Source organism: Nodosilinea sp. P-1105 (genome assembly GCF_012911975.1).
In the GTDB taxonomy this organism is placed as follows: Bacteria; Cyanobacteriota; Cyanobacteriia; order Phormidesmidales; family Phormidesmidaceae; genus Nodosilinea.
Genome location: NZ_SMDQ01000001.1, coordinates 126298 through 149122, shown reverse-complemented (window position 1 = coordinate 149122; position 22825 = coordinate 126298). Strand labels below are relative to the sequence as shown.

The following is a 22825-nucleotide window of genomic DNA, read 5'->3' as shown; positions in this document are numbered from 1 at the left end:
AGGGGGCGATCGAGTTTGGGGGCCAGGTCCAGGCGCAGGTTGGCCAGGTCGTCTTTAGTCATGGCAGGGCACCTCCGCTTCCAACATCCCCTCCTGGGGAGGCCTGTGCTGTTCGCGCAGCGACCCCAAAGGGGTAACTTGCCGAAGTAGGCAGGGGTGGGTTAGCTCAGTCTGGGGGACCCACCCCTCCCTCCGGGCACCCCTCCGAGGAGGGGATGGGGGATCAGTTGCTAGGGAGTTTGCCGTTGAGATAGTCATGACAGGAACAAGGTGAAACGATGCCCTACGGGAGTTTGGTGCGAAAGCAGTCGTTGCAGAGGCGCATTAGCTGTTTGGGTTTACCGGCAGAGGCGGTGAGGCAGTGGGTGATCTCATTGTCACTGAAGGTGACTGGGGTGGTGGCCAGGCGATCGCGGATAAACGCCCGCATCACCTCTGGAGACCAGGGTTGCAGATATTCTTCGATACAAACATCCTCAAAAGGCGACACCATCCCTTCTGCGTGGCTATCGGGAAACAGGCGCGCCAGGGGGGTGCTGGCGGCAATTACCAGTTTAAGGGGGGCATCGCCACCTTCGGCCAGGCCCCGCAGTTGCTCGCGCACCCGGCGACTAAAGTCGTCCTGGCTAATGCGTTCCACTTCATCCAGCAGCAGTAGCAGGCGCTTGGGGCTAAGAATCCGGTCTAGCTCGCGACCGTTGCAGGGGGGAACCCCAATTGCTTCGCAGAGGGCATGGTAAAAGTCATCTTCGCTGTAGATGCGGGTCAGGTTGATTAGCACCGTTTGGCGGGGGCGGTGCAGTCGCTCTGGGACTTGCCGGTGGACGGCGCGCAAAATCGATGATTTGCCCAGGTTGCGATCGCCGATCAACGCCACACTACTGCCACTATTTAGCAGCTCAAAGATACGGCTAAGGGTGGGTTCGCCATTGAAAAACTGGGCCGGGTTTTCCACCGCTCCAGACAATGGCAGAAAGGGATTCGACATAGCCCCTTTCGCGTGACTACGGCTCAAATCTTGGGTTGAAAGTGTAGGCTCTGCGGGAAACGCCTTGTCTTCCAAGCCAGGAAACCCTGGTTCCTTGGCAGGTTTTAGTCGATCGGGCAAGGCGTTGAGAACGGCTTCCCTAGCCTCATCCTGGGACTTGCCCACCAAATCGACATACACAATCGGGGCTAGCAAGCCCTGGGGCTGACAGGGTTTAACTCGAATGGGAATCAGCTTTCGCTCGATGGACTCGGCATCTTGCTTCAAGGCAGCAGCCCATTCTGGCTGGGTATAGGTCGCGTTTAGGTAATCTTCGGATAACACGGCAATGGTGCGATCGCAGCCAGTAGCCCGTTGCATATCCAGGATAAAGTTACCCCCTGGACGAAAGTCCCAGCCCTGATAGATAACGCTATGGCCAGCATCTTCCAAAATCCAGGCGATCCATTCGGCCCAGGCTTTGTCAGCGCTGTTGTAGCTGACAAAAAAGTCATGGGGCGGAGCGGCATCAGGCATTGGGCACAATCTTGAGCAGGGGGGGCGCTAGGGCCATTGCTCCCTATTGTGCCGGATGAATCGCTAAAATTCGAGATTTTCCTAGTTATTCCCAGGTGGTTCTCGGCGGCTGGTTCTGGATGAGGCAGGCAGGCCCGTGGACCGGCCTCAGGGAAGACTTTGCTGTTAACTCGCCGTCCTACCGGCGGGCATCACTGTTCCATAACCTCAAACCCCAGTACCGATCAAACTGCCTTGCAGCTATATAGCCATTTAGCTATATTGAAAGCAATCATAGCCTTGTGCTGATGCTAATACCCTGCGGCAGAGGTCGACCAACCCTTCCCGTCGTCTGTCCCCTGGCACCTGCCCCCTCAGCCATGGTTGTCATAAGTCTGCTGTCTTGCTTTGAGGATATGTCTCTATGAAATACTGGCGGCAAACAATATTTCCTTGGGTATCCAAGCTGAGTCTGCTGCTGTTGGCCATTGCCTTTGGCTGGGGATGGTTAAGCTCTCCGCCTGCTATGGCCACGATTCGCCAACTCGAAGAAGCCCCGGGTCAGGTAGTGTATCAGTCTCGGCAAACATTGCAAGATCAAAATAGAAACCAGTGGCAGGCGATCGCCTTCAAGCGCATCCGTCCCGATGGTCATACCAGCCTTGCCTTGCGACTGGTGGGCTTCCCTGGCCTGGCCGCCATAGATCGCAGCCAACCGCTTACCCTGACAAATTCCCTGGGTCAGACCTGGACGGCAGCGGGGGATTTTGGCCAAATGTTTACCGACCAGGGGGCCCCCAAGCCCAATGTGGGACAATACGACTTACAGCCTTTACTGCCAGAGCTGCGGGCCGAAATTCCCCTACAGTTGGCACTCCCTACCCTAAACGGGGAAGCGATTACGCTCAACATTCCAGCGGCACTGCTCAAAGAGTGGCAAACAATGGCAACGATGTCTCAATCGTAGCGATTATGCGGTCTGTACCCAGTCCAGCCCTGGCGTTGTCCCACCAATAGATATACCAAGTCCAGCTCGGGATCTGGCCTTTTCCCACAGGCAGAACTCCAGGTCTGGACTGGGATTTGGTTTAGATCAAGCCATCCTGTTATCGTCTTGAGGTTGAGAAAATACTGTGGTCGCCGCCAACGACATCTACCTGCTACGGAATATTTGGTATCACGCCCTGCCCAGTCGCGAGCTGAAGCGCGGCCAGGTGGTTGCTAAGGTGCTGCTGAATGAACCGATTTTGTTCGGTCGTACCCGCCAGGGCCAAGCCTTTGCCATTCGCGATATTTGCCCCCACCGGGCCGTACCCCTGAGCTGTGGCCGGTACGACGGTGACACCATCCAGTGCTGTTACCATGGCTGGCGATTTAACGCCAACGGCCAGTGCATCGATATTCCGTCTCTGATGCCTGAACAGGCGATGGACCTGAGCCGGTTCGATGTGCCGCGGTATGACCTGAAAGAGGTGCAGGGCAATATCTGGATTTACATGCCCGATGGCGATCGCCACCCGGTTAGACCGCCTCGGTTTGATGTGCCTCGGGTACCTGGCTTTGACGACACCCAGCTACCGGCTATTAGCTACACTATGCGGTTTCCCTGCTACCTGGATCATGCGGTGGTGGGGTTACTGGACCCGGCCCACTCCCCCTTTGTGCATCGCTCCTGGTGGTGGCGGAGCGACAGCCTGAACGAGGAAATCAAGTGGTTTGATCCCTCTCCCTATGGCTTCACCATGCGCAAGCACCGGATGGCTAACATGGGTCGGGCCTATTGGTTGATCGGGGGGGTGCCCCACAACGAAATCAGCTTTTACCTGCCAGGGGTACGCACGGAAGAAACCACTACGGACCAGTATCGCGTCGTCAATTTGACCACCGTCACCCCCATAACCGAAGACCAAACCGATGTCACCTTCCAATTTTATTGGCACCTGCCCTGGGGAAATGTGCTGAAGCCCCTGCTGCCGTTTTTTATCCACAGCTTTTTGAAACAAGATCGAGACGTGGTGATCAAACAACAACAGGGGTTGCAGTACGAATCAGTGCTACGGCTGATTAAGGATTCTGACACCCTGGCCCGCTGGTACTACCAACTGAAGCAGGAATACCAGCGATCGCAGCAGGAAGATCGGGAGTTTGTCTCGCCGGTAAAAACCCAGCAGCTCAAGTGGAGAGCTTGACATCGCAGGGGAAAGGGGATCTCGTACAAAACATATTGCATTGTGATGCAGCTTTGCTCCAGCGCCTCCCTGGCGTCCTAGGCTAGGGTTAATGTATATCAAGTCCAGCTCGGAATCTGGGATTTGTCTCCAGGCAACCCCCCAGGGCTGACTTGGGATTTGTTTTAATTCCTTTGTCCCCGCCTTTCTATGGCCTTTGACCTCAATACCCGCCAGGACACCCCTACGGCCCAGGCTGCTTCAGTGGCCTGGCACAGTTTGCCCCTGGAAGCCGTGCTGAATCAGTGGGAGGTGGATGGCGATCGCGGTTTGAGTCCCGAAACTGCCCGCGATCGCCTGGAACGGTATGGACCCAACGCTCTCGCCGCCAGCCAATGCCGCTCGGCCCTGGGCCTGTGGGTCGAGCAGTTTATCAGCTGGCCGGTGGGGCTCTTGTCCGTGGCGGCACTGCTGTCGGTGGCCACCGGCAACCCGATTGATGCGGTGGTGATTATGGGGGTCGTGGTGATCAACGCAATCATTGGCTATACCACCGAGAGCCAGTCCGAACGGATTATTCGGGCGTTACAGGACGAACTGCCCCCCACCGCCCTGGTGCGGCGGGATGGTCAAGACCTGACCCTAGACGCGACTCAGGTGGTCCCTGGCGATCTGTTGCTGTTGCGGGCGGGGCAGGCGGTGGCCGCTGATGCTCGCCTGGTTGACAGCGATCGCCTGGCCCTAGATGAATCGGCCCTGACCGGGGAAAGCTTGCCCGTCACCAAACAGCCGGGGCAACTGGCCGAGGATGTGCCCCTGGCGGACCGGTGCAACCTGGTGTTTAAGGGCACCCTGGTGACTCGGGGGGTGGGGCAAGCGATCGTCGTCGCCACGGGCACCGACACTGAAATTGGCCAGATCCAGGCCCTAGTCAACAGCACCGACACCCTAGATACCCCCCTCCAACAGCAGCTGGGGCGGGTGAGCGGTCAACTGGTGCTGCTTTGCAGCGGCGTCTGCGCTGGGATTTTTGCTGTGGGGGCGCTACGGGGCTATGGCCTGCTGCACACCCTAAAAATTGCTATTTCCCTGGCGGTGGCCGCTGTGCCTGAGGGGCTACCGGCGGTAGCCACCACCACCCTGGCTCTGGGGATTCAAGCCATGCGACGGCACAAGATTCTGATTCGCGCCCTCAACGCTGTGGAAACCCTGGGGGCGGTGCAGGTGGTCTGTCTCGACAAAACTGGCACCATTACCGCCAACCACATGGCAGTGCAGGCGGTGGCCCTGGGCCAGGGGGATGTGCCGGTGGTGGCGGTGGATCTCCCTGGCCTGGCGATCACGACCCCTGCTTTTGATCGCTTACTGACGGCGGCGGTGCTCTGTAACGAAAGCCAGGTGTTACCTGGGCTAGAGGGGGATGCCCAGATCCAGGGGTCAGCCACCGAAAATGCCCTGGTCGCCCTGGCCCTAGAGTCTGGAATAGCGGTTGATTCTCTCCGCCAGCGGTTTCCCCTGGTGGCCCTGACCCCCCGCCAGGAAGATCGAATGTTAATGAGTACCCTGCACCGTACTGCCACTGGCGAGGGGCTGGTGGCGGTCAAGGGTAGCCCCAGTCAGGTGCTGGAGCGCTGTAGCCACTGGTTGGTGAATGACCAGGTAATGCCTTTGCAAGGGGCCGATCGCCACGCCCTCAAGCTCCGTAATCAGACGATGGCGAACCAGGCCCTGCGGGTCCTGGCGATCGGCGATCGCCCCCTAGAAGCCGCCCCTGCCCTAGACAGCCTTGCCCCCACCCACTACGAGCAAGACCTGATCTGGTTGGGGCTGGTAGGCCTGGCCGACCCGGTCCGGGAAGAGGTTCCAGACCTGATCGCCGCTTTCCACCGGGCGGGCATTGACACGGTGATGGTCACCGGGGACCAGCGGTCCACCGCCAAGGCGATCGGCGAGCAGGTTAACCTCGGCCGCAACGGCGAATTGGCCATTGTCGATGCCTATGACCTGGCGGCCCTGACCGACGGCGATCGCCATGCCTTGACCCACCGCATCGATATCTTTGCCCGCATCACCCCCGCCGATAAGCTGTTGGTGGTGCGCACCCTGCAATCGGCCCAGAAGGTGGTGGCCATGACCGGCGATGGCATCAACGATACCCCCGCCCTCAAGGCGGCCAATGTGGGTCTGGCCATGGGGTCTGGCAAAGCCGATGGGGTCCACGATGTGGCCGATGTGATTATCCAGGACGATAACTTAGGTACCCTGATTGACGCGATCGCCCAGGGCCGCACCATTTACACCAACATCCGCAAGGCGGTCCACTACCTACTGGCCACCAACCTGAGCGAAATTGTCGTGGTGGCGGTGGCCACCCTGGTGGGCCTGGGGGAACCCCTCAACGCCATTCAACTGCTGTGGCTGAACCTGGTCACCGATATTTTTCCAGGCCTGGGTCTGGCCCTGGAACCCGCCGACCCCACGGTGCTAGAGCAATCCCCCCGCCCCGCCAATGAACCGATTATCAAAACCAGCGACTTTGGCCGCATGGCCTGGGAAGCCAGCGTCATTTCTGTCGCTGCCCTGGGGGCCTATGGCTATGGGCTGTCTCAGTACGGGGCCGGGATCGCCGCCAGCACCATCGCCTTTATGGGGTTAACCCTGGCCCAGGTGCTCCATGCCCTCACCTGCCGCACCGAAACCCGCCTGCCCCCTGGCCGTTCCCCCCTGGCCCCTAACCCTTTCTTGGCCGTAGCGGTGGTGGGCTCCCTGGCCCTGCAACTGCTGCCCCTGGCGATTCCGGCCCTGGGGGACATTTTGCACATCACCCCCCTGGCCCTGGGAGATTATGGGGTAATTGCCGTCGCGGCCCTGGTACCCCTGGCGATCAACGCCGTGACCAAGCCTGGTGCAAAAAACTAGTACCGCTACGCGGAATTCAAAATGCAAAGTTCAAGGTGAAAAATTATTGCTGTGCATTGAACAATAGTACAGAAAGGTAGATAGAGTTGTGAGCTGTACCCCGCCCTAGAAGGGCGAGATACAGCTCACCAGCAGCTAGCCCAGCAAACCCGCCCGCTCGAACAACTCATTAGGGGTAATGCTCAAATCGGGAAAATAGTCATCGTTCAGGGTGCGATCGCCCCGGTAGGTCATAGGCAATGCAGCCGGGGCAAAAACCGTAATGGTTTTGGCTTTGGGGTCTACCACCCACACTCGCACCACCCCCGCCGCCAGATAATCGGTAGCTTTTTCGGCTATAACGCCAAAAGCTTGCTCTGGGGAAATGATTTCAACGGCTAAATCGACTGGTACCGGGCAGGCCTCATCCCCCAGGTCGGCGGGTAGGCGCTCAGCATAGACAAAGGATAGATCGGGCACAGGTACCCAGTCTTTTCCCCGTCGGGTGAGCTGCACCGCCCACTCTACGCCGATCTCTCCTTTACTGTCGCCCCAGGCTTCGAGGTAGCGCAGCAGCGCTCGCTGGGTTTTTGAGTGAAAGCGCTTTGGGGCCACCTTGGGAATAACGTCTCCATCAACAAGTTCGCAACGGTTGCCCACCTCCGGTGAGGCCAGAAAGTCTTGGAGCGTGATTTGGGTTTTAGCAGTATGAACCACGGGATAAGCTGGCGAGGGTGGTATTGCAGACCTATAATACCTCCCCATGCCCATAGAATAAAGGAACAGTAGAGTGAGGTAAGTTGATGCCGTCGCCGCTGCCGGGTATGGATCTGTATCTTGAACAGCCTGCTTTTTGGGCATCGTTCCAAAGTCGATTCGTGGTGGCTATGGCCGATGCGATCGAGGTCTTGCTAGACTCCGCTTACTATGTCGAGGTGGAGGTGCGCACCTACCTCAGTCAGACCGATGGCAGTATGCTGATTGGCATTCCTGACGCCGTGGTGGCGCAAGCTGCCGATCTGCCGACGGGGGTAAATCCCGCTACGGCATCGGTGGCGGTGCAGGCTCGTCCCCAGCGGGTGACGGTCCCCTTACCAGAGACGGTGAAGGAACGTTATTTAGAAATTCGCGAACTTGAAACCGGTGCGGTGGTAACGGCCATTGAGCTGCTGTCTCCGGCCAACAAGCGCCCTGGCCCAGGGCGCAATGCCTACGAAGCAAAGCGCAGGCAGATTCTAGGCAGCCTGACCCACCTGGTAGAGCTAGACCTGTTGCGCGGGGGGCAGCCGATGGCGGTGGGAGGCCACACCGCTGACACCCCTTATCGAATTTTGATTAGTGCCAGTGACCAGCGCCCTGCGGCCGATTTGTACGGTGTTTGGTTACAAGCGCCTTTGCCCACGATTCCCATCCCCCTCAAACCACCCCATGGGCCGATTTTGCTTGACCTGCAGTCGGTGTTGAATGGGGTCTATAATCGCGGTCGCTACCATGCCAGGCTTGACTACACCCAGCCGCCCCCGGCCCCAGCTCTCTCTCCGGATACCCAGGCTTGGTTAGACGACGTGCTGAAGCAGGCCGGGTATCATTAGGGATCGTAGCGGCAGGGGGGCAGGTTGACTCAACTATCGGGGCAACGGCGTTTACTGATCACCGGGGTTAGTGGCTTTTTGGGCTGGCCCCTGGCTCGCCTGGCCCAGGCCACCTGGCAGGTGGAGGGCACCTACCACCGCCACCCCATTGATCTGCCGGGGGTGGGCCTGCACTGGGTCGATCTCACCGATACTGATGCCCTGATGGCGTGGCTTCAAGCCCTGGCCCCGGATGCGGTGATTCACACCGCCGCCCTTTCCCAGCCCAACCGCTGCGAACAGCAGCCGGAGGTCTCCTACACGGTCAATGTGGAGGCGACTCGCACCCTGGCTACCTATTGTGGCCAGCGGGGGATTCCCCTGGTGTTCACCTCCACGGACCAGGTGTTTGATGGCCAGGGAGCGCCCTACGATGAAACCAGTGCCCCCAACCCGATCAACCGTTATGGTCAGCACAAGCTGGCCGCAGAACAGCTGATTCAGTGCCTGCATCCCCAGGCGGTCATTTGTCGGCTACCGCTGCTGTATGGCCCTGCCACCCCCACCGCTGAATGTTTTTTGCAGGGGTTCCTTCGTACCCTGGCCGCCAGACAGCCGCTGCGGTTGTTCATCGACGAGTTTCGCACCCCCGCCCATGGGGAGGATGTGGCCCAGGGCCTGTTGCTGGCCCTGGAAAAGGCGTCGGGGCTACTGCACCTGGGGGGACCAGAGCGCCTGAGCCGCTACGACTTTGGTCTGAAGATGGCGGCGGTGTTTCAGCTAGAGGCGGGGTTGATTGTGCCCAGTCGCCAGGGGGATGTGGCGATGCCAGCGGCTCGACCGGCGGATGTGTCGACCCACAGCCGGTTAGCCCTGGGGCTGGGGTATCGTCCCCGGGGAATTGAGGCGGGGCTGCGGGCGGTTTTGCAGACTATGACCCAGGAGCCTAGGCCATAAAAAAGGGACGAACTCGGTCCGTCCCTGCAATGCGCGATCGCAAGACCACGGATGGATTACCACCACTGGCGATCGCCGGATTCATCGACCCGGGCCTGGCGAATAACGTCGGAAATTTCCTCGGCGTCTTTCACGTGGTGTAGAGCTTTTTTGCCTTCCTCAGGGTCATCAACCACAAAGTAGGTGGGAACCACAACGCGATCGCCGACAATGTCCCCGACATTAACCGCCACTTGCTGAGCCTTCTCCTGCAAAGACTTCTCTTCGTTTACCTGATCTCCAGGGTTTACGGTGGGATTGCTGTTATAGAGCACCTGGCGATGGGCCGCTTGCTGCTCGGGGGAGACTTCCTCAGGGGTCAAGGGCTGGCGAATGTCATCAGAGTTAGACGTGTTAGGGCTAGGATTCTTGTTGTGCTTATCCATAATTTGAGCTGATTTCAACAGTTATTTTTACCTTAGTCAACAGCCATTCAGGTGCCATCCCTCAAAGGGGACAAACCTCCATAGCACCTCGCCCGTGCAGACATCTTGTGTGGCAAGCTTTAGGCCTCGCTATGGTGAACATGATCGCGACTAACTGAGCCCCCAATGATGGACCTGAGAGCTTGGAGTTCAGCCACACTGAGCTGCTGAGGCGTAATCTCCTACATTTCTTTAGTCACTTGCTCTCCCAAGCCCTTCATCACCTGTAGCACCTGGTGCAGAACATTCCGCCCCGGCAGCAACAGCATGACATCGGAGATCTCGTAAACAGGATCAGGAGTCTGAGCCAGCTTCAAAAACGCAAAACTGCTTCCGTTCGTGATCAGTCCATAGGTAAATCGATCCGGATTGGGATTTGCCAGCATGTATCCCAAAGCTTGGGGAATGGCGATATCGATTCCGAATGCTGAGTGCTTAGCCCCAACCACCAAAACCCAAAAATAATCCTGAATCACCAGGGCATCAATCCGCCCTCTCCACACCTCATTGGCCTCAGTCGCTTCAACCTGTACTGATTCCTCCAACCTGACTTCGAACGGTCGCCGATAAAACCCCGCCAAATGCAGCAGTGGAGAGATGACAACCAGCTTGACAAGCCCTTCAGAGATCTGCCCATTCCGGGTTTGGTCAAAATACTCTCTCTGCACCTGATCAAGGTAGCGTGTTTCCTCATCATTGAGATCGGGCAACTGCTGCCGCCACTCGGTAAAAAAGTCTGGGTCATCCGCCAGCTTGAGGTGCTTGGCTTCCTCCAACTGAGGTAACGTCAAATTACTGATAGCCAGACTTTGTACCATTACCTGTTTCCCGAAGGTTGGCGGTCAAGCAGCTAACCTTTGTTCTCCTTAACTCAATACTGCCTCAAATCGACGTCCGCTGCCGTGAAAAACCTATACCCGTGATCGGAACGTTCACCCTAAGCGAGATGCATCCCGACCAACTATTCAGCAAATCTTCCGCGACAAGCTAGTGGTCTGTCAAGGCTAAAAATTAGGGTGAGCGGTTTGCAAAAGCCTTTTATCTTCAGGGAGTTTGCTTCAACACATCAGGACTTACCATCCCCTCCCACGGAGGGGTGCCCGTTCGCGTTCGCGAAGCGTTCCGAGGAAAAGCGTTCCGCAGGAAAGGGCGGGGTGGGTCCCCTCGGGCTTGCTTGACCCACCCCTACCTACTTCGGCAAGCTCAGCACAGGCCTCCAAAGGAGGGGATTTCGGACCTTGGCGGCACCAAATCTCTACATCTGGAAACCCTAAATTCAAGACTTGACGCTGCACTAGCCTGATGTACCCCGTAGAACCTTCCTCGACCCCTTGCCTAAATGACAGTGCCATTGGGGATAGTCGCCCCCCGCATCACAGTCACAATGCCGCTGCGAATGCAGAACCCCAAATCCTCTCGATCAGCCTCTTGTATGCGCTCTTTATTCACGATGTGCACATCGCAGCCGATGCGAGCATTTTTATCGACGATGACGTTGTCGATGGTGCTGCCCGCCCCGATCCCTAAGGAAACAGGGTTAAGGTTACACTGGCCCTGCTGTTCAAACCCTGACTGGTAATAATCAGCCCCCATGATCAAGCTATTGGTAATTGTGCAGCCAGATTCAATTCGAGAACGAATACCAATCACAGAATTAGAAATCCGACAGTCCTTAAGTACACAGCCCTCACTGATCATCGACTGACTGATCTCACACTCTAGATATTTGGTCGGGGGTAGATAGCGCGCCCGTGTGTAAATTGGGGCAGACTCGTCATAGAAGCTAAACGCCGGCTTTGGCTGTTTGACCAGGGCCAGATTTGCGTTATAAAAAGATTCAATGGTGCCAATATCTTCCCAATAGTCATTAAACAGGTAGGCTTGCACATTCAGCGACCTAGCAGAGGTAGGAATGATCTCTTTGCCAAAGTCAGTGTGGTCAGGGTTCTGACTCAGTAAATTGATCAATACCTCCCGTTTGAATAGGTAAATTCCCATGGAGGCAATGTAGGGTTTCACCCGAGCTTCCTCGGAATTTAGTCCCAACACCGTGGTGTCTGCCTGCATGTGCTGCAAGGCCTCCCCCTGGGGCTTTTCACTAAAGTCAATGATCCGTCCAGTTTGGTCGATCTTCATTAAGCCAAAGCTGGAGGCTCGGGTTTGATCGATCGGCAAAACCGACAGGGTGATATCTGCATTGCTATCACGGTGGTGCTGGACAAAATCCCGATAATCCATGCGGTACAGATGGTCGCCGGAGAGGATTAGATATTCATCCACATCTAAACTCTTGAACAACCACAGGTACTGCCTGACGGCGTCGGCTGTGCCCTGAAACCACTCCCGATTTTCGGGGGTCTGCTGGGCTGCCAGAACATCCACAAAACCCTGTTGAAATCCAGAAAATCCATAGGCTCTTGCTATGTGTTGGTTCAGAGAGGCAGAATTAAACTGAGTCAGTACATAAATCTTTAGAATATCTGAGTTGATACAATTGCTGATGGGAATATCTATCAATCGATGCTTGCCGCCCAGGGGCACCGCAGGTTTGGCACGGGTTTTCGTGAGTGGATAAAGGCGAGTTCCAGCGCCGCCCCCCAGCACAATTCCTAACACACGTTTCATCATAAGACTATCCTTTAATTTGCTTAGCCTAGGCCCTTATTGTCAGGGTGAAATAGTGATGGCAAACCAGCATGTACCCATGGGCAGAGTTTTCAGTCTAGACCTGTATTTTGGTAATTACTCCAGGTATGATCGTCTAAATTCTCGCCAGCTCAGATCTTAGTAGATGTACATTATTTGTTTATGTTGGTAACAATCCAGGCTCAACCGTATCCCTATGTGGTGCCGGATTCGTCGAAGCTGGCCCTGGTGATCATGGATATGCAGCGGGATTTTTTAGACCCGGGTGGCTTTGGCGATGCCCTGGGCCATGACGTATCGCGCCTGCGGACGATTGTGCCAACGGTGCAGCGGTTGCAGCAAGCGTTTCGACAGCAGGGGCTAACGATTTTTCAAACCGTAGAAGGGCACCGTCCCAATCTGGCGGACTGTCCCCCGGCTAAGTTGCAGCGGGGCCGAAGGGATCTCACTATCGGCGATCGCGGCCCCATGGGGCGAATGTTAGTGCTGGGGGAGCCAGGCAGCGCCATTATTCCTGAACTGGCTCCTTTACCGCAGGAAACGGTGATTACGAAGCCAGGCAAGGGGGCGTTCTACAACACCCACTTGGGGTTTTTGTTGCAAACCTACGACATCAGCCACCTGATTCTGGCAGGGGTGACCACTGAGGTCTGTGTGCAGACCACCATGCGGGACGCTAACGATCGCGGCTATGAGTGCCTGCTGGTGGACGATGCCACCGAGAGCTATGTCCCAGAGTTTAAGCAGGCTACCCTGGCGATGGTGCGGGCCCAGGGAGGGACGGTCGGTTGGACGGCCACTGCCGACCAGGTGTTGGCCGGATTAGGGGCAAGTCCTCTATCCACCACCACCAGCTGACGGATGCCGGAAACAAACGGCAGTGTTAATGGATTTAGAATTCCTCTAAACTAAATCAAATCCAAGTCCAGACCTGGCGTTCTACCTGTGGGAAAACGCCAGATCCTGAGCTGGACTTGGTATAAATCTGCGTGTAGTGCTATCGATGTTTCTGCCTTTACCCTTACCGATTCCGGCGATCGCCCTCGACCCCCACCTCCAAACCTGGCTACAGGAAGACTTGGGTCGAGGGGACTGGAGCACCCTTGGCCTCGGGGCCATGGCCCAAAAACCCGGTAAAGCGGTGTGGGTGGCCAAAGCCCCTGGGGTGATTGCCGGCTTACCGATCGCGGCCCGGGTATTTCAGCTGCTGGATGCCACCATTGAGTTTGAAGCTCAGGTGGCCGAAGGTACCCCCTGCCCCGCTGGCACCGCGATCGCCCACCTGACTGGCCCGCTGAACGCCCTATTGATGGGGGAGCGGGTTGCCCTCAACCTGGCCATGGCCCTGAGCGGCATTGCCACGGCCACCCGGAACTATGTCGATGCGATCGCGGATTTACCGGCCCAGCTGGTGGATACCCGCAAAACTACCCCTGGCCTGCGCCAGCTCGAAAAGTACGCCGTCCGGGTGGGGGGTGCCCTAAACCACCGCCTGGGCCTGGACGATGCGATCATGCTCAAAGACAACCACATCGCCGTAGCAGGGGGCATCCAGGCCGCCGTCGCCCAGGTGCGCCAGAACGTGCCCTACCCCCTGGCGATCGAGGTGGAAACCACCACCCTGGCGCAGGTGGCAGAGGCCGTGGCCTGCGGGATAGACATCATTATGCTGGATAACATGGATTTGGATACCCTGGGGCAAGCAGTGCAGCGGATTCGCCAGGGCAACCCCAAAATCAAAATTGAAGCCTCGGGCAACGTTACCCTAGACACCCTGCGCCCCATCGCCCTGACCGGGGTGGACTATATTTCCAGCAGTGCCCCCATCACCCGCTCCCCCTGGCTCGATTTGAGTATGCGGATATAGCAAAAGGCAGAAGGCAAAAGGATAAACTGGGAAAATAGCTGTGACAAGGATTGGGAAAATTCAGAGTGTTCTAACGTGAGTTCGGGGTCAGGACGTTCTCTTGATAAAAAGCGTTCATAAGATCCTCAGCCTCGACAGTGGTAGCAGCTGGTTGCGCGTAATCTGGCTACTCACTGACTGGACTCATCCCTTAAAATGGCGGTAATCGGTGTCTGCACGCTATTGAACCATGCTGCTGTGAGCGAAGATCTTCTTGTCCAAATTTATAACGCCTTCGACCCCAAGCGCCCGTTGGAGCCAGATAGCCCTTTCTATGTCACCTGCCATGATGTGCGCGGACAGGAGAACATCATCAATGAGGTGGGCAAAAATATTGTCCTCTCGGATCAGCCGACATATCAGCTCTATACCGGGCACCGAGGGTAGGCAAATCCACAGAGTTACGTCGACTGCGCCAGTATCTAGAACGAGAACAGTGCAAGGTCGTCTATTTTGAAGCCACCGATGACCTGGATGATATGGACGTGCAGTACACCGATATTTTGCTGTCCTGTACCCGTCATCTATTAGAGTCGTTGAAAAAAGAAGCCGATCCAGGACCGCTGGTGAACTGGCTGAGGTCTCGCTGGCAATCGCTGAAAGATCTAGCTCTGACGGAGGTGGAGTTCGACAAATTACAAGTCGATGGGCAGATTGCCCAATTTGCCAAACTAACGGCGACCCTGCGTCAGGTACCGAGTACGCGCCAGAGAATTCGCGATCAGGTGGATATTCACTCTGTATCCCTGATTGAGGCGCTGAATGAATTTATTGGTGAGGCTCAGCGAAATCTACACGCCCAGGAACTGGTGATTATTGCCGATAATTTGGATCGCATTGGGCTGATTCCCCGTGAAAATGGCAAGAATAACCACGACGAGATTTTTATTGACCACAGCAGTCAAATGTGTCGGTTAGCCTGCAATGTAATCTACACGGTGCCGATTTCTCTGGTCTATTCCAATCGAGCCTCTCAATTGCGGGATAACTATGGCAATTGCCATGTGCTGCCAATGGTGATGGTGCGATCGCAGGATGGAGCTATCTATCCACCAGGCCTAGCCACGATGAAGCAATTGATTCAGCAACGGATAGGGGAGTTCACAGCTATGGCCCTGGTGCCAGAGGTATTTGAAAGTGAAGCGGTGTTGGATAGCTTGTGCTTAATCAGTGGTGGTCACATGCGAGAGCTGATGCAGTTGGTGCAAACGGCCTTGAACTGGACCGACCAACTGCCGATTCGACGACCAGCCATGCTACGCGCCATGGCCAAAGGGCGGGATGACTATCGCAATACAGTGGACGAGGTGGACTGGGACAAATTAGCGGAAGTGGCCCAAACTAAGCGGATTCCTAACGATGATGACTATCGGGGTCTGTTGTTTAACCGTTGTGTGTTAGAATATCGCACCGTCGAAGAGAGCGATGACGATTTCCGCACTGTGCGTTGGCATGATGTACATCCTTTAATTCGTAAAATCGAGGCGTTTGAGCGAGCCGTCGAGCGCTATCAGTCATCTCTCCAGGAGGGCTAGGTCATGGTGTTAGATCCCCTAGAGCATCTCGATTTATCGGACTTACCTGACTACGACGCCGACCAAGAGTACCAGGCCCTGTTACGAGCGGTGCGGCGACAGCAGGGATTCGGCATTATTTTTGTGCGCTGTTCACCTGATCGGGGCAATCGGTTGATCAAGGATTTGACCCGTGACTTACCCCGCAAGCATTGTGACGTGTTGACCTTAACTGAACCATTGCCAGAAGGCGATTTCTTTAGCCGAGCAGAGAGCTTCCTGGCTGAACATCCTGCCGATGTGGTATTTGTCCAAGGACTAGAACATTCGCTGTTGGACTATGAAGAAACCAAACGACAAAGTGGTTGGACAGCTGCAGAAAGTCGAGGCTATAGCTGGAAAGGAGTACCGCCCATTCTCCGCAACCTCAACCAGCAGCGGGATAAGTTTCGCAATCAGCTTCCGGTCTGCTTTGTGTTTTTGGTGCCGTTGTTTCTGGTGCGCTATTTAACCCGTCGAGCCCCAGACTTCTTTGATTGGCGATCGGGCGTGTTTGAATTTCGGGAGGATTTGGCATCGATTCAGCCTCAACCCCATAAGTCTTAGCGTATCAGTACATTCGACCTAGATTCCAGGTTCCTGACTGAGATGACTCCCAAGGTTTTGCCAGTGGACCAATACCCCTGGGAGCTTTGCTGGCTAACGGTTAAGACCCTACTGCGTGAGCTTTCAGTTCCGCCATAGAAACATATTCCAGGGCCGAGGCGTGGGTGGCCTCCAACACCACCGGGGGAGCCACGCCAGCGTCCAGGGCTTCCTGCCAGCGGGGGGCACAGAGACACCAGCGATCGCCGGGTTTTAGCCCTGGAAACTGAAACGCTGGCATGGGGGTCGACAGATCATTACCCTGCTGTTGGGTGAAGGTCAAAAACGCCTCCGTCATTTGGGCACAGACCACATGGGCGCCCATGTCGCCAGCGCCGGTATTGCAGCAGCCATCCCGGTAAAAGCCGGTCATGGGGGCGGTGCAGCAGGTGCCCAGGGGGGTACCCAACACGTTGCTAGCTTGGGTGGTGGCGGAGTTAGTCATGGGTAGTTGTCTCGCAGCAGTACTTTCCCCTGTTGTACTACGGTTCCTGGGCGGGCGGGGAGAGGGGCAGCGGGAAACCGCTAAAATCCCAGACGAGATAGGATAGGCTGGATGGGTTACGCCGCCTGAGTTAGCCCGGATGATCGCCCCTTTGACCTCACCTGTACCCTCAACCGCCGCCATTGAGGTGCCCCTGAGTGTGGCCCCGATGATGGATCGCACCGATCGCCACTACCGTTACGTCATGCGGCAGATCACTCGGCGCACCCTGCTGTACACCGAAATGGTGACGGCCCAGGCGATTTACCACGGCGATCGCGATCACCTACTTGGTTTTACCGCCGACGAAAAACCTCTGGTACTGCAAGTGGGGGGCGACGACCCCAGGTTGCTGGCGGAAGCGGCCCGGGCGGCGGTGGCCTACGGCTATGACGCGATTAATTTAAATGTGGGTTGCCCCAGCGATCGCGTCCAAAACGGCAACTTTGGCGCTTGCCTGATGGCCCAGCCCCAGCGGGTCGCCGACGTCATCGCCGCCATGATGGCAGCTAGCCCCCTGCCGGTCAGCGTTAAGCACCGCATCGGGGTGGACGAGCTGGATAGCTATGACCACATGGCCCAGTTTGTGGCCACCGTCGCCCAAACCGGCTGCCGCCACTTTACCGTCCATGCCCGCAAAGCCTGGCTGCAAGGGCTCAGCCCCAAAGACAATCGCACCATTCCCCCCCTGCGCTATGGCGAGGTACACCGACTCAAGCAGGACTTCCCCCAGCTGTGGATTGAGATTAATGGTGGCTTTACCCACCTGGCCCAGGTGACAGAGCAGTTGACCCAGGTGGATGGGGTGATGATTGGTCGGGCCGCCTACGACAATCCCTATCTGTTTGCCACGGTCGATCAGCAGTACTTTGCCGGCCCCAGCCCACCACCTAGCCGCCAGCAGGTGGTGGAGGCAATGCTACCCTACATTGATCACTGGACCAGTCAGGGGCTGAAGCTGAACAAAATTACCCGCCATATGCTGATGTTGTTTACCGGGCAGCCGGGCAGCCGTCAGTGGAAGCGAATGTTAACGGAGCAATCCTGTAAGCCTGGGGCTGGGGTGGAGGTGGTGCAGCGGGCCCTGGCAGCGGTAATGAGTTACTAGTGGTCTGCGGCATAAGTCAGCCAACCATTTCTGATACCTGACACCTGACACCTGCCACCCTCGATAACGATGGCCGTATTTCTGCCAGGTGGTACTAGTCAATCACGGGGCTGCCATGGTGATGAATCATGTACCAGCGCCCGGCCATGCGCTCAAACCCGTTAGTGGCCATCGATCGGGCTTCCAGGCGGCGACCATTGCTAATTTGCAGAACATTTTCTATCAGCACCACGTAGGCCAGGTCGCCACTAACTTCCACGGTCAAAATATCAGTATCAATTTCTAAGTAGCTGGTGTTCTTAAAGATGCGGGCCCAGGCGTCACGGATGTCATCCCAGCCTTTCAGGGCGTCGCGTCCAGGATGAATACAAAGGCAGCCCATCCCTTTCGACCATAGTGCTTCCATTGCCTCCAGGTCCTTCTTCTCGAAGGACCGATAAAACGTCTGGTTCGCGGCTAAAACAAGTTCACGGTCACCAGCCATAGGGTCCTCACTGATAAGATACAAGGGCTTTCCTTGCCTCCAGTCTTGAGCATAGCTAACGGCAAGGGGGTCTAACCAGGGTTACCCAAGAGATTTCATACCTCGACGTTTAAATAAATGCCTATGCTTATCCTCGATCGCCTCTGCAAGCACTATGGCTCTAAGCCAGTTCTGCAAGATCTCAGTCTGGCCTTGCAACCTGGGGAAATCTACGGATTGCTGGGACCGAACGGGGCCGGCAAAACCACCACGATCAACATTATTTGCGGGCTTTTGCAGGCCGACTCGGGCACGGTCATGATTGACGGTAAGCCGGCTGGCCACAGCACTAAGCGGGCGGTGGGCATCGTGCCCCAGAGCAACTTGCTGTACACCAGCCTCACCTGCCGCGACAATTTGGCTTTCCTAGGGCGGTTGTATGGCCTGTCTCGCCAGGAATGTCGTCAGCGGATTGAGGTCTGCCTGGAGGCGGTGGACCTGCTGAGCCAAAAGTACACCCCGGTGGAACGGCTGAGCGGTGGCATGCAGCGGCGGCTGAGTCTGGCGGCCGCGATGTTACATCGACCCAGACTGGTGATTTTGGATGAACCCACCACTGGCCTAGATATTGAAGCCCGCCATGACCTCTGGCAGTTGATTCGCCAGTTCAAGGCGATGGGGGTGACGGTGCTGCTGACCACCCATCTGTTCGACGAAGTGGAGCGACTGTGCCAGCGGGTCGGCATTTTGCGAGAGGGGCAACTGTTGGCTGAGGGCACCTTAGGGGATCTGCGATCGCAGATTCCGGCCCATGAAATTGTGACCATAGAGACCGCAGACCCCGAACAGGCGATTGCCCGCGCCCGACACCTGGGCTATACCCATCGCAACTATGGCGGCGATCTGGCCTTCTGGGTACCCGACAAGCTGACTCTAAAGGATCTCCTGGATCGGTTCGACGGTGTTCCCCTCGACTCCATTGCGCGCCACCCGGTGAAACTAGAGCATGTTTATTTAGAGGTAACGCGCCAGCTCGGGGCCGATACCCCCGTTCAGGTGGCAGGCCCCCTGGGAGGCCGAGGATGACCTCAGTGCGCTCCTCAACCTCTATTCTTTGGGCTCAGGTGTGGGGGTTGGGGCTGGTACAGGGGGCTACGGATTTGCCCCCCACCCTAGCGACAGGGTTGGCGGCCTTAGCGTTTCTAGGTGCAGGGGTCTGTGTGTGGGGCAGCCGCTATTGGGAACTGCGCTGACTTTTGGCGGGAAGTCCCCCAGGGCGTAAACTATTAAGAAAGGTTACAGGATAGTGTTGTGGTAAATACCCTTTCTACCTCCAAGGCTCGTCAAACGGTACGGCTATCCCTGCGCACCCTGTGGAGCGATACGTTGACGATTTTCTGGGGCGACTGGTTGGATCTGCGGGTGCGGATTCCCCAGGTGGCGGCCTCGGGGTTGGTGTCGCCGCTGATCTACATCCTGGCTTTTGGTCTGGGGCTGGGCAGCGCCATTGACCAGGTGTCTACGCCCCCGGTTGGGGATACCTACCTGGAATTTATTTTGCCGGGGATGGTAGCCCTGTCGTCTATGGTGATTAGCTTTGGAGGCACGACCTTTTCCATCTGTGGCGATCGCCTGTTCACCAAGACCTTTGAAGAAATGCTGCTGTACCCAGTGCATCCCCTGGCGTTGCACCTGGGTAAGATGCTGGCGGGGATTGTGCGAGGTATGATGACCGCTGGAGCCGTGATCCTGGTGGCGGTGCTATTTACCGGCCGGTTTTGGAGCTTCTTGAACCCGCTGTTTTTGTTGCTGGTGGTGCTCAACTGCGCCGTCTTTGCGGGGCTGGGGGTAATTGTGGGACTGAATGTGAAGTCCCTGGAAAGCGTGGGTCTTTTCAACAACTTTCTGATTGTGCCCATGTCCTTCTTGGGGGGGACCTTCTTTGACCCCAGTACCCTACCCCTGACCTTGAAGGGGATTGTCTATCTGTTGCCCCTGACTTACACCACGTTGGGGCTGCGGGCGGCCGCCTACAAGCCAGTGCTGGAGTTTCCCTGGTTTACCATTCCAGTGTTAGTGGCGGTGGCTGGAGGGTTGGCTGCGATTGGAGCTCACCAGTTTGCTCACCAGCAAGACTAGTATGGGAAGGCAGAAGGCAAAAGTCAGAAGGGTGAGCCTCTACTTGTTAATCAGGCCCAGGGTCTGGCAGTCACGGTTGGGGTCTAGCTTAATCCCTCGGGGCAGGATGGTATGGCAAAGCTTGGCCAACCCCGGTAAGGTGTGGCTGAGGTTAGCCTCGCTGAGGTTGGCATAGCTGAGGTTAGTGCGGCTGAGGTTGGCGTAGCTTAAATTGGTGGCCTTGAGGTTGCCATGGCTACAGTCGGCCTGGCTGAGGTTGGCCCGAATCAGTACGGCCCGCGTCAGAATGACTTCCATCAGGGTGGCCCCATGCAGGTTGGCCTGAATCAGAATCGCCCCTCGCAGGCTGGCATTACTTAAATCAGCATGGCGTAAATCGGCCCAGTCCATGGTGGCGTTGTTCAGGTAAGCCCCAATCAAACTAGCTTCGGTGAGGCTGGCTTCGATCAGTTTGGCCCCGGTTAAGTCCGCTTCAATCAGAATCGCTCCTTTAAGGTTGGCTTTCTTGAGCAGGGTTCTGAACAAGGTGGCTTTAATCAGAATCGCCCGAAACAGCGTCACCTCACTGAGGTTGGCCCGGCTCAACTCGGCCCCATGTAGATGGGATTCTGACAAATTGGCCCGACTTAAATCCGCTCGACTAAAGTTAGCCTGACGCAGCATGGCCTGACTGAGGTTGGCCTCTCTAAGGTCGGCACCGCTGAAGTCAGCTCCGGTCAGGTTAGCCCGTTTCAGGTTGATCTGGCTGAGTTCCGCATCCCGAAAGTCAGGGCTGGGGGCGTCATGGTCTTGTCTCCAGTTATTCCACTGTGGAACACCCTGTTTTAAAATGTTGAGATGTTCAAAATTAGCCACGGTCAGTCACAGCGTGAGTCTGGTGTCAAGTCGAATGAGTAGCGCTCTAGGGCTCAACATTTGATTGCGATGCTTAGACGATTTTGCTGATGTGAATTAACCCATTGGATCTCCCCTCGTTATGTCCATAGGGCATAGTGCCTGTTCATCAGGTTATTGTGGCATTGATTGACGGTAACAGAACAATCCAGATGCCGCCCCGTATTCGATTATGGTTCCCTACGATATTTTAATTTTGTCCAATGGGCCGGGGGAGGTATCGACCTGGGTCAGACCGGTGGTTAAAGCCCTGCGATCGCAGCTGCCTGGCTCCGCCCAAGCTCGTATTTCTGTGGTCCTATCCCCCTGTACCAATGCCTCGGGCCGTGAAGCTGACATTGTCCGTGGCTTCCCAGAGGTGGACCGGGTGCAGGGGGCAAACCATTTCTTCCCCTTTTTGCTGAGGGGTAAAACGGCCACCAACTGGGATTGGCGTCCCCAGGGGGTGGTGGTGTTTTTAGGGGGAGACCAGGTCTACCCCCTGGTGATTGGTAAACGCCTGGGCTATCGCACGGTGGTCTATGCCGAGTGGGAGGCCCGCTGGCACCGCTGGATCGACCGGTTTGGCTGTATGACCCCTAAGGTGATGGCGGCCGTACCCACCCAATCTCGCCCCAAGTGCGCGGTGATTGGCGATTTGATGGCCGATGTTGGGGCCGACGCCACCGCCACCCAGTCGATTCGCCAGGAGCTGGGCCTAGAGCCCGGCGATGACCTGGTCGGACTGATGCCGGGGTCTAAGAAAAATAAGCTGAGTGTGGGTTTGCCCTTTGCTCTAATGGTGGCGGCGGCCATGCAGCAACAACGGCCCCAGACCAAATTTGTGATTCCCGTGGCCCCGATGTTGCCCCTAGCAACGTTGGCCCAGTTGGCTGATCCGGGCCAAAACCCTGACATTGGCCTGTTGCAGGGAGAGGTCCTGGGCCAACCTGCCGCCCCCCTAGCCACCCTGGTGGAGGCCGATTCTCCCTTACCGAAGCTGCGTACCCCCGCTGGGCTGGAGGTACTGCTGTGGCAGACCCACCCGGCCTACGACCTGCTCAGTCAATTTCGCCTGTGTCTGACCACTGTGGGGGCCAACACCGCCGAGTTGGGTGCCCTGGGGGTGCCGATGATCGTCCTGCTGCCCACCCAAAAGCTGGAGGCGATGAAAGCCTGGGATGGCATCCCCGGTATGCTGATGAACTTGCCAGGGGTAGGCAATCCCCTGGCTAGGGTGATCAACCGCCTGGTGCTAAAGCGAATTTACCGAGAAGGACAGCGGTTCGCCTGGCCCAACATTTGGGCAGGCCGAGAGGTTGTGCCGGAGCTGATTGGGCCTTTAACCCCGGACCAGGTGGCCAAGCAAGCCGTGAACTACCTGGAGCAGCCGCAGCAGCTAGAGGCCATGGGCCAGGACCTGCTAGCGGTGCGGGGGAAACCGGGAGCCTCAGACAAGCTGGCCGCGATCGTGATTGAGGAATTAACCAGGGCTTGATTGCTAAG

At 56.8% G+C, this 22825-nt stretch carries 23 protein-coding genes; 15 read left to right on the top strand and 8 right to left on the bottom strand.

Annotation, left to right across the window (positions count from 1 at the left end):
- Window positions 1-283: 283 nt before the first annotated feature.
- Complete coding sequence (locus E1H13_RS00610) at window positions 284-1504, bottom strand: TIR domain-containing protein (RefSeq protein WP_169611449.1); 1221 nt, start codon at window positions 1502-1504, stop codon at window positions 284-286.
- 403 nt (window positions 1505-1907) lie between these two features.
- Here E1H13_RS00610 and E1H13_RS00605 point away from each other — a divergent pair, with 403 nt between their 5' ends.
- From E1H13_RS00605 to E1H13_RS00595, 3 genes are all read left to right on the top strand, one after another.
- On the top strand, window positions 1908-2450 hold the full coding sequence (locus E1H13_RS00605; protein WP_169611448.1) for a DUF3122 domain-containing protein: 543 nt from the start codon (window positions 1908-1910) through the stop codon (window positions 2448-2450).
- Window positions 2451-2616: 166 nt separating this feature from the next.
- Window positions 2617-3672, top strand: a complete 1056-nt coding sequence (locus E1H13_RS00600) for an aromatic ring-hydroxylating dioxygenase subunit alpha (protein ID WP_169611447.1) — start codon at window positions 2617-2619, stop codon at window positions 3670-3672.
- Between the two features lie 189 nt (window positions 3673-3861).
- Window positions 3862-6570 (top strand): cation-transporting P-type ATPase, encoded by a 2709-nt coding sequence (locus E1H13_RS00595; protein WP_169611446.1) that lies wholly within the window; start codon window positions 3862-3864, stop codon window positions 6568-6570.
- 135 nt (window positions 6571-6705) lie between these two features.
- Here E1H13_RS00595 and E1H13_RS00590 read toward each other — a convergent pair whose 3' ends face one another.
- The gene (locus E1H13_RS00590; RefSeq protein ID WP_347404096.1) at window positions 6706-7266 is read right to left on the bottom strand and encodes a Uma2 family endonuclease; all 561 of its coding nucleotides are present in this window, start codon (window positions 7264-7266) and stop codon (window positions 6706-6708) included.
- Between the two features lie 86 nt (window positions 7267-7352).
- Between E1H13_RS00590 and E1H13_RS00585 the strand changes: the two genes are divergently transcribed.
- Window positions 7353-8141 carry a DUF4058 family protein gene (locus E1H13_RS00585; RefSeq protein ID WP_169611444.1) on the top strand — a complete coding sequence of 263 codons (789 nt, stop codon included), beginning with the start codon at window positions 7353-7355 and terminating at the stop codon, window positions 8139-8141.
- Window positions 8142-8165: 24 nt separating this feature from the next.
- Window positions 8166-9077: an NAD(P)-dependent oxidoreductase gene (locus E1H13_RS00580; protein WP_169611443.1), complete on the top strand. Its 912-nt coding sequence runs from the start codon at window positions 8166-8168 to the stop codon at window positions 9075-9077.
- Between the two features lie 56 nt (window positions 9078-9133).
- Here E1H13_RS00580 and E1H13_RS00575 read toward each other — a convergent pair whose 3' ends face one another.
- From E1H13_RS00575 to E1H13_RS00565, 3 genes are all read right to left on the bottom strand, one after another.
- A complete protein-coding gene (locus E1H13_RS00575; RefSeq protein WP_169611442.1) occupies window positions 9134-9502 on the bottom strand; it encodes a hypothetical protein in 369 nt (122 codons plus the stop codon).
- 221 nt (window positions 9503-9723) lie between these two features.
- Window positions 9724-10359: a type I restriction endonuclease subunit R gene (locus E1H13_RS00570; RefSeq protein ID WP_169611441.1), complete on the bottom strand. Its 636-nt coding sequence runs from the start codon at window positions 10357-10359 to the stop codon at window positions 9724-9726.
- A 517-nt stretch (window positions 10360-10876) separates the two neighbouring features.
- Window positions 10877-12166: a glucose-1-phosphate adenylyltransferase gene (locus E1H13_RS00565; protein WP_169611520.1), complete on the bottom strand. Its 1290-nt coding sequence runs from the start codon at window positions 12164-12166 to the stop codon at window positions 10877-10879.
- Window positions 12167-12352: 186 nt separating this feature from the next.
- Between E1H13_RS00565 and E1H13_RS00560 the strand changes: the two genes are divergently transcribed.
- The 5 genes from E1H13_RS00560 to E1H13_RS00545 all read left to right on the top strand — a co-directional run bounded on the left by E1H13_RS00560 (window position 12353) and on the right by E1H13_RS00545 (window position 16213).
- A complete protein-coding gene (locus tag E1H13_RS00560) occupies window positions 12353-13045 on the top strand; it encodes an isochorismatase family cysteine hydrolase (protein WP_169611519.1) in 693 nt (230 codons plus the stop codon).
- A gap of 145 nt (window positions 13046-13190) precedes the next feature.
- Window positions 13191-14054: a carboxylating nicotinate-nucleotide diphosphorylase gene (nadC, locus tag E1H13_RS00555; RefSeq protein WP_169611440.1), complete on the top strand. Its 864-nt coding sequence runs from the start codon at window positions 13191-13193 to the stop codon at window positions 14052-14054.
- 237 nt (window positions 14055-14291) lie between these two features.
- Window positions 14292-14480: a hypothetical protein gene (locus tag E1H13_RS28240; protein ID WP_240966336.1), complete on the top strand. Its 189-nt coding sequence runs from the start codon at window positions 14292-14294 to the stop codon at window positions 14478-14480.
- A gap of 92 nt (window positions 14481-14572) precedes the next feature.
- Window positions 14573-15628, top strand: coding sequence for an ATP-binding protein (locus E1H13_RS00550; RefSeq protein ID WP_347404095.1), 1056 nt, complete (start codon window positions 14573-14575; stop codon window positions 15626-15628).
- A gap of 3 nt (window positions 15629-15631) precedes the next feature.
- Window positions 15632-16213 (top strand): hypothetical protein, encoded by a 582-nt coding sequence (locus E1H13_RS00545; RefSeq protein ID WP_169611439.1) that lies wholly within the window; start codon window positions 15632-15634, stop codon window positions 16211-16213.
- 100 nt (window positions 16214-16313) lie between these two features.
- Here the strand turns inward: E1H13_RS00545 and E1H13_RS00540 are convergent, their stop codons facing one another.
- Window positions 16314-16697, bottom strand: a complete 384-nt coding sequence (locus E1H13_RS00540; protein WP_169611438.1) for a DUF2237 domain-containing protein — start codon at window positions 16695-16697, stop codon at window positions 16314-16316.
- A gap of 139 nt (window positions 16698-16836) precedes the next feature.
- On the opposite strand from E1H13_RS00540, the gene dusA reads away from it, so the two are divergent.
- Complete coding sequence (gene dusA, locus E1H13_RS00535) at window positions 16837-17844, top strand: tRNA dihydrouridine(20/20a) synthase DusA (protein WP_169611437.1); 1008 nt, start codon at window positions 16837-16839, stop codon at window positions 17842-17844.
- A gap of 94 nt (window positions 17845-17938) precedes the next feature.
- On the opposite strand, the gene E1H13_RS00530 is transcribed toward dusA, so the two are convergent.
- The gene (locus E1H13_RS00530; protein WP_169611436.1) at window positions 17939-18328 is read right to left on the bottom strand and encodes a nuclear transport factor 2 family protein; all 390 of its coding nucleotides are present in this window, start codon (window positions 18326-18328) and stop codon (window positions 17939-17941) included.
- A gap of 123 nt (window positions 18329-18451) precedes the next feature.
- Here E1H13_RS00530 and E1H13_RS00525 point away from each other — a divergent pair, with 123 nt between their 5' ends.
- The 3 genes from E1H13_RS00525 (at window position 18452) to E1H13_RS00515 (ending at window position 20446) form a co-directional block, all read left to right on the top strand.
- Window positions 18452-19393, top strand: coding sequence for an ABC transporter ATP-binding protein (locus tag E1H13_RS00525; protein WP_169611518.1), 942 nt, complete (start codon window positions 18452-18454; stop codon window positions 19391-19393).
- Window positions 19390-19560, top strand: a complete 171-nt coding sequence (locus E1H13_RS00520; protein ID WP_169611435.1) for a hypothetical protein — start codon at window positions 19390-19392, stop codon at window positions 19558-19560. Before E1H13_RS00525 ends, E1H13_RS00520 begins: the two co-directional genes overlap by 4 nt.
- A gap of 109 nt (window positions 19561-19669) precedes the next feature.
- The gene (locus tag E1H13_RS00515) at window positions 19670-20446 is read left to right on the top strand and encodes an ABC transporter permease (RefSeq protein ID WP_169611517.1); all 777 of its coding nucleotides are present in this window, start codon (window positions 19670-19672) and stop codon (window positions 20444-20446) included.
- 39 nt (window positions 20447-20485) lie between these two features.
- Here the strand turns inward: E1H13_RS00515 and E1H13_RS00510 are convergent, their stop codons facing one another.
- A complete protein-coding gene (locus tag E1H13_RS00510; RefSeq protein WP_169611434.1) occupies window positions 20486-21301 on the bottom strand; it encodes a pentapeptide repeat-containing protein in 816 nt (271 codons plus the stop codon).
- 211 nt (window positions 21302-21512) lie between these two features.
- Here E1H13_RS00510 and E1H13_RS00505 point away from each other — a divergent pair, with 211 nt between their 5' ends.
- Complete coding sequence (locus E1H13_RS00505; RefSeq protein WP_169611433.1) at window positions 21513-22817, top strand: lipid-A-disaccharide synthase; 1305 nt, start codon at window positions 21513-21515, stop codon at window positions 22815-22817.
- Window positions 22818-22825 lie beyond the last annotated feature (8 nt).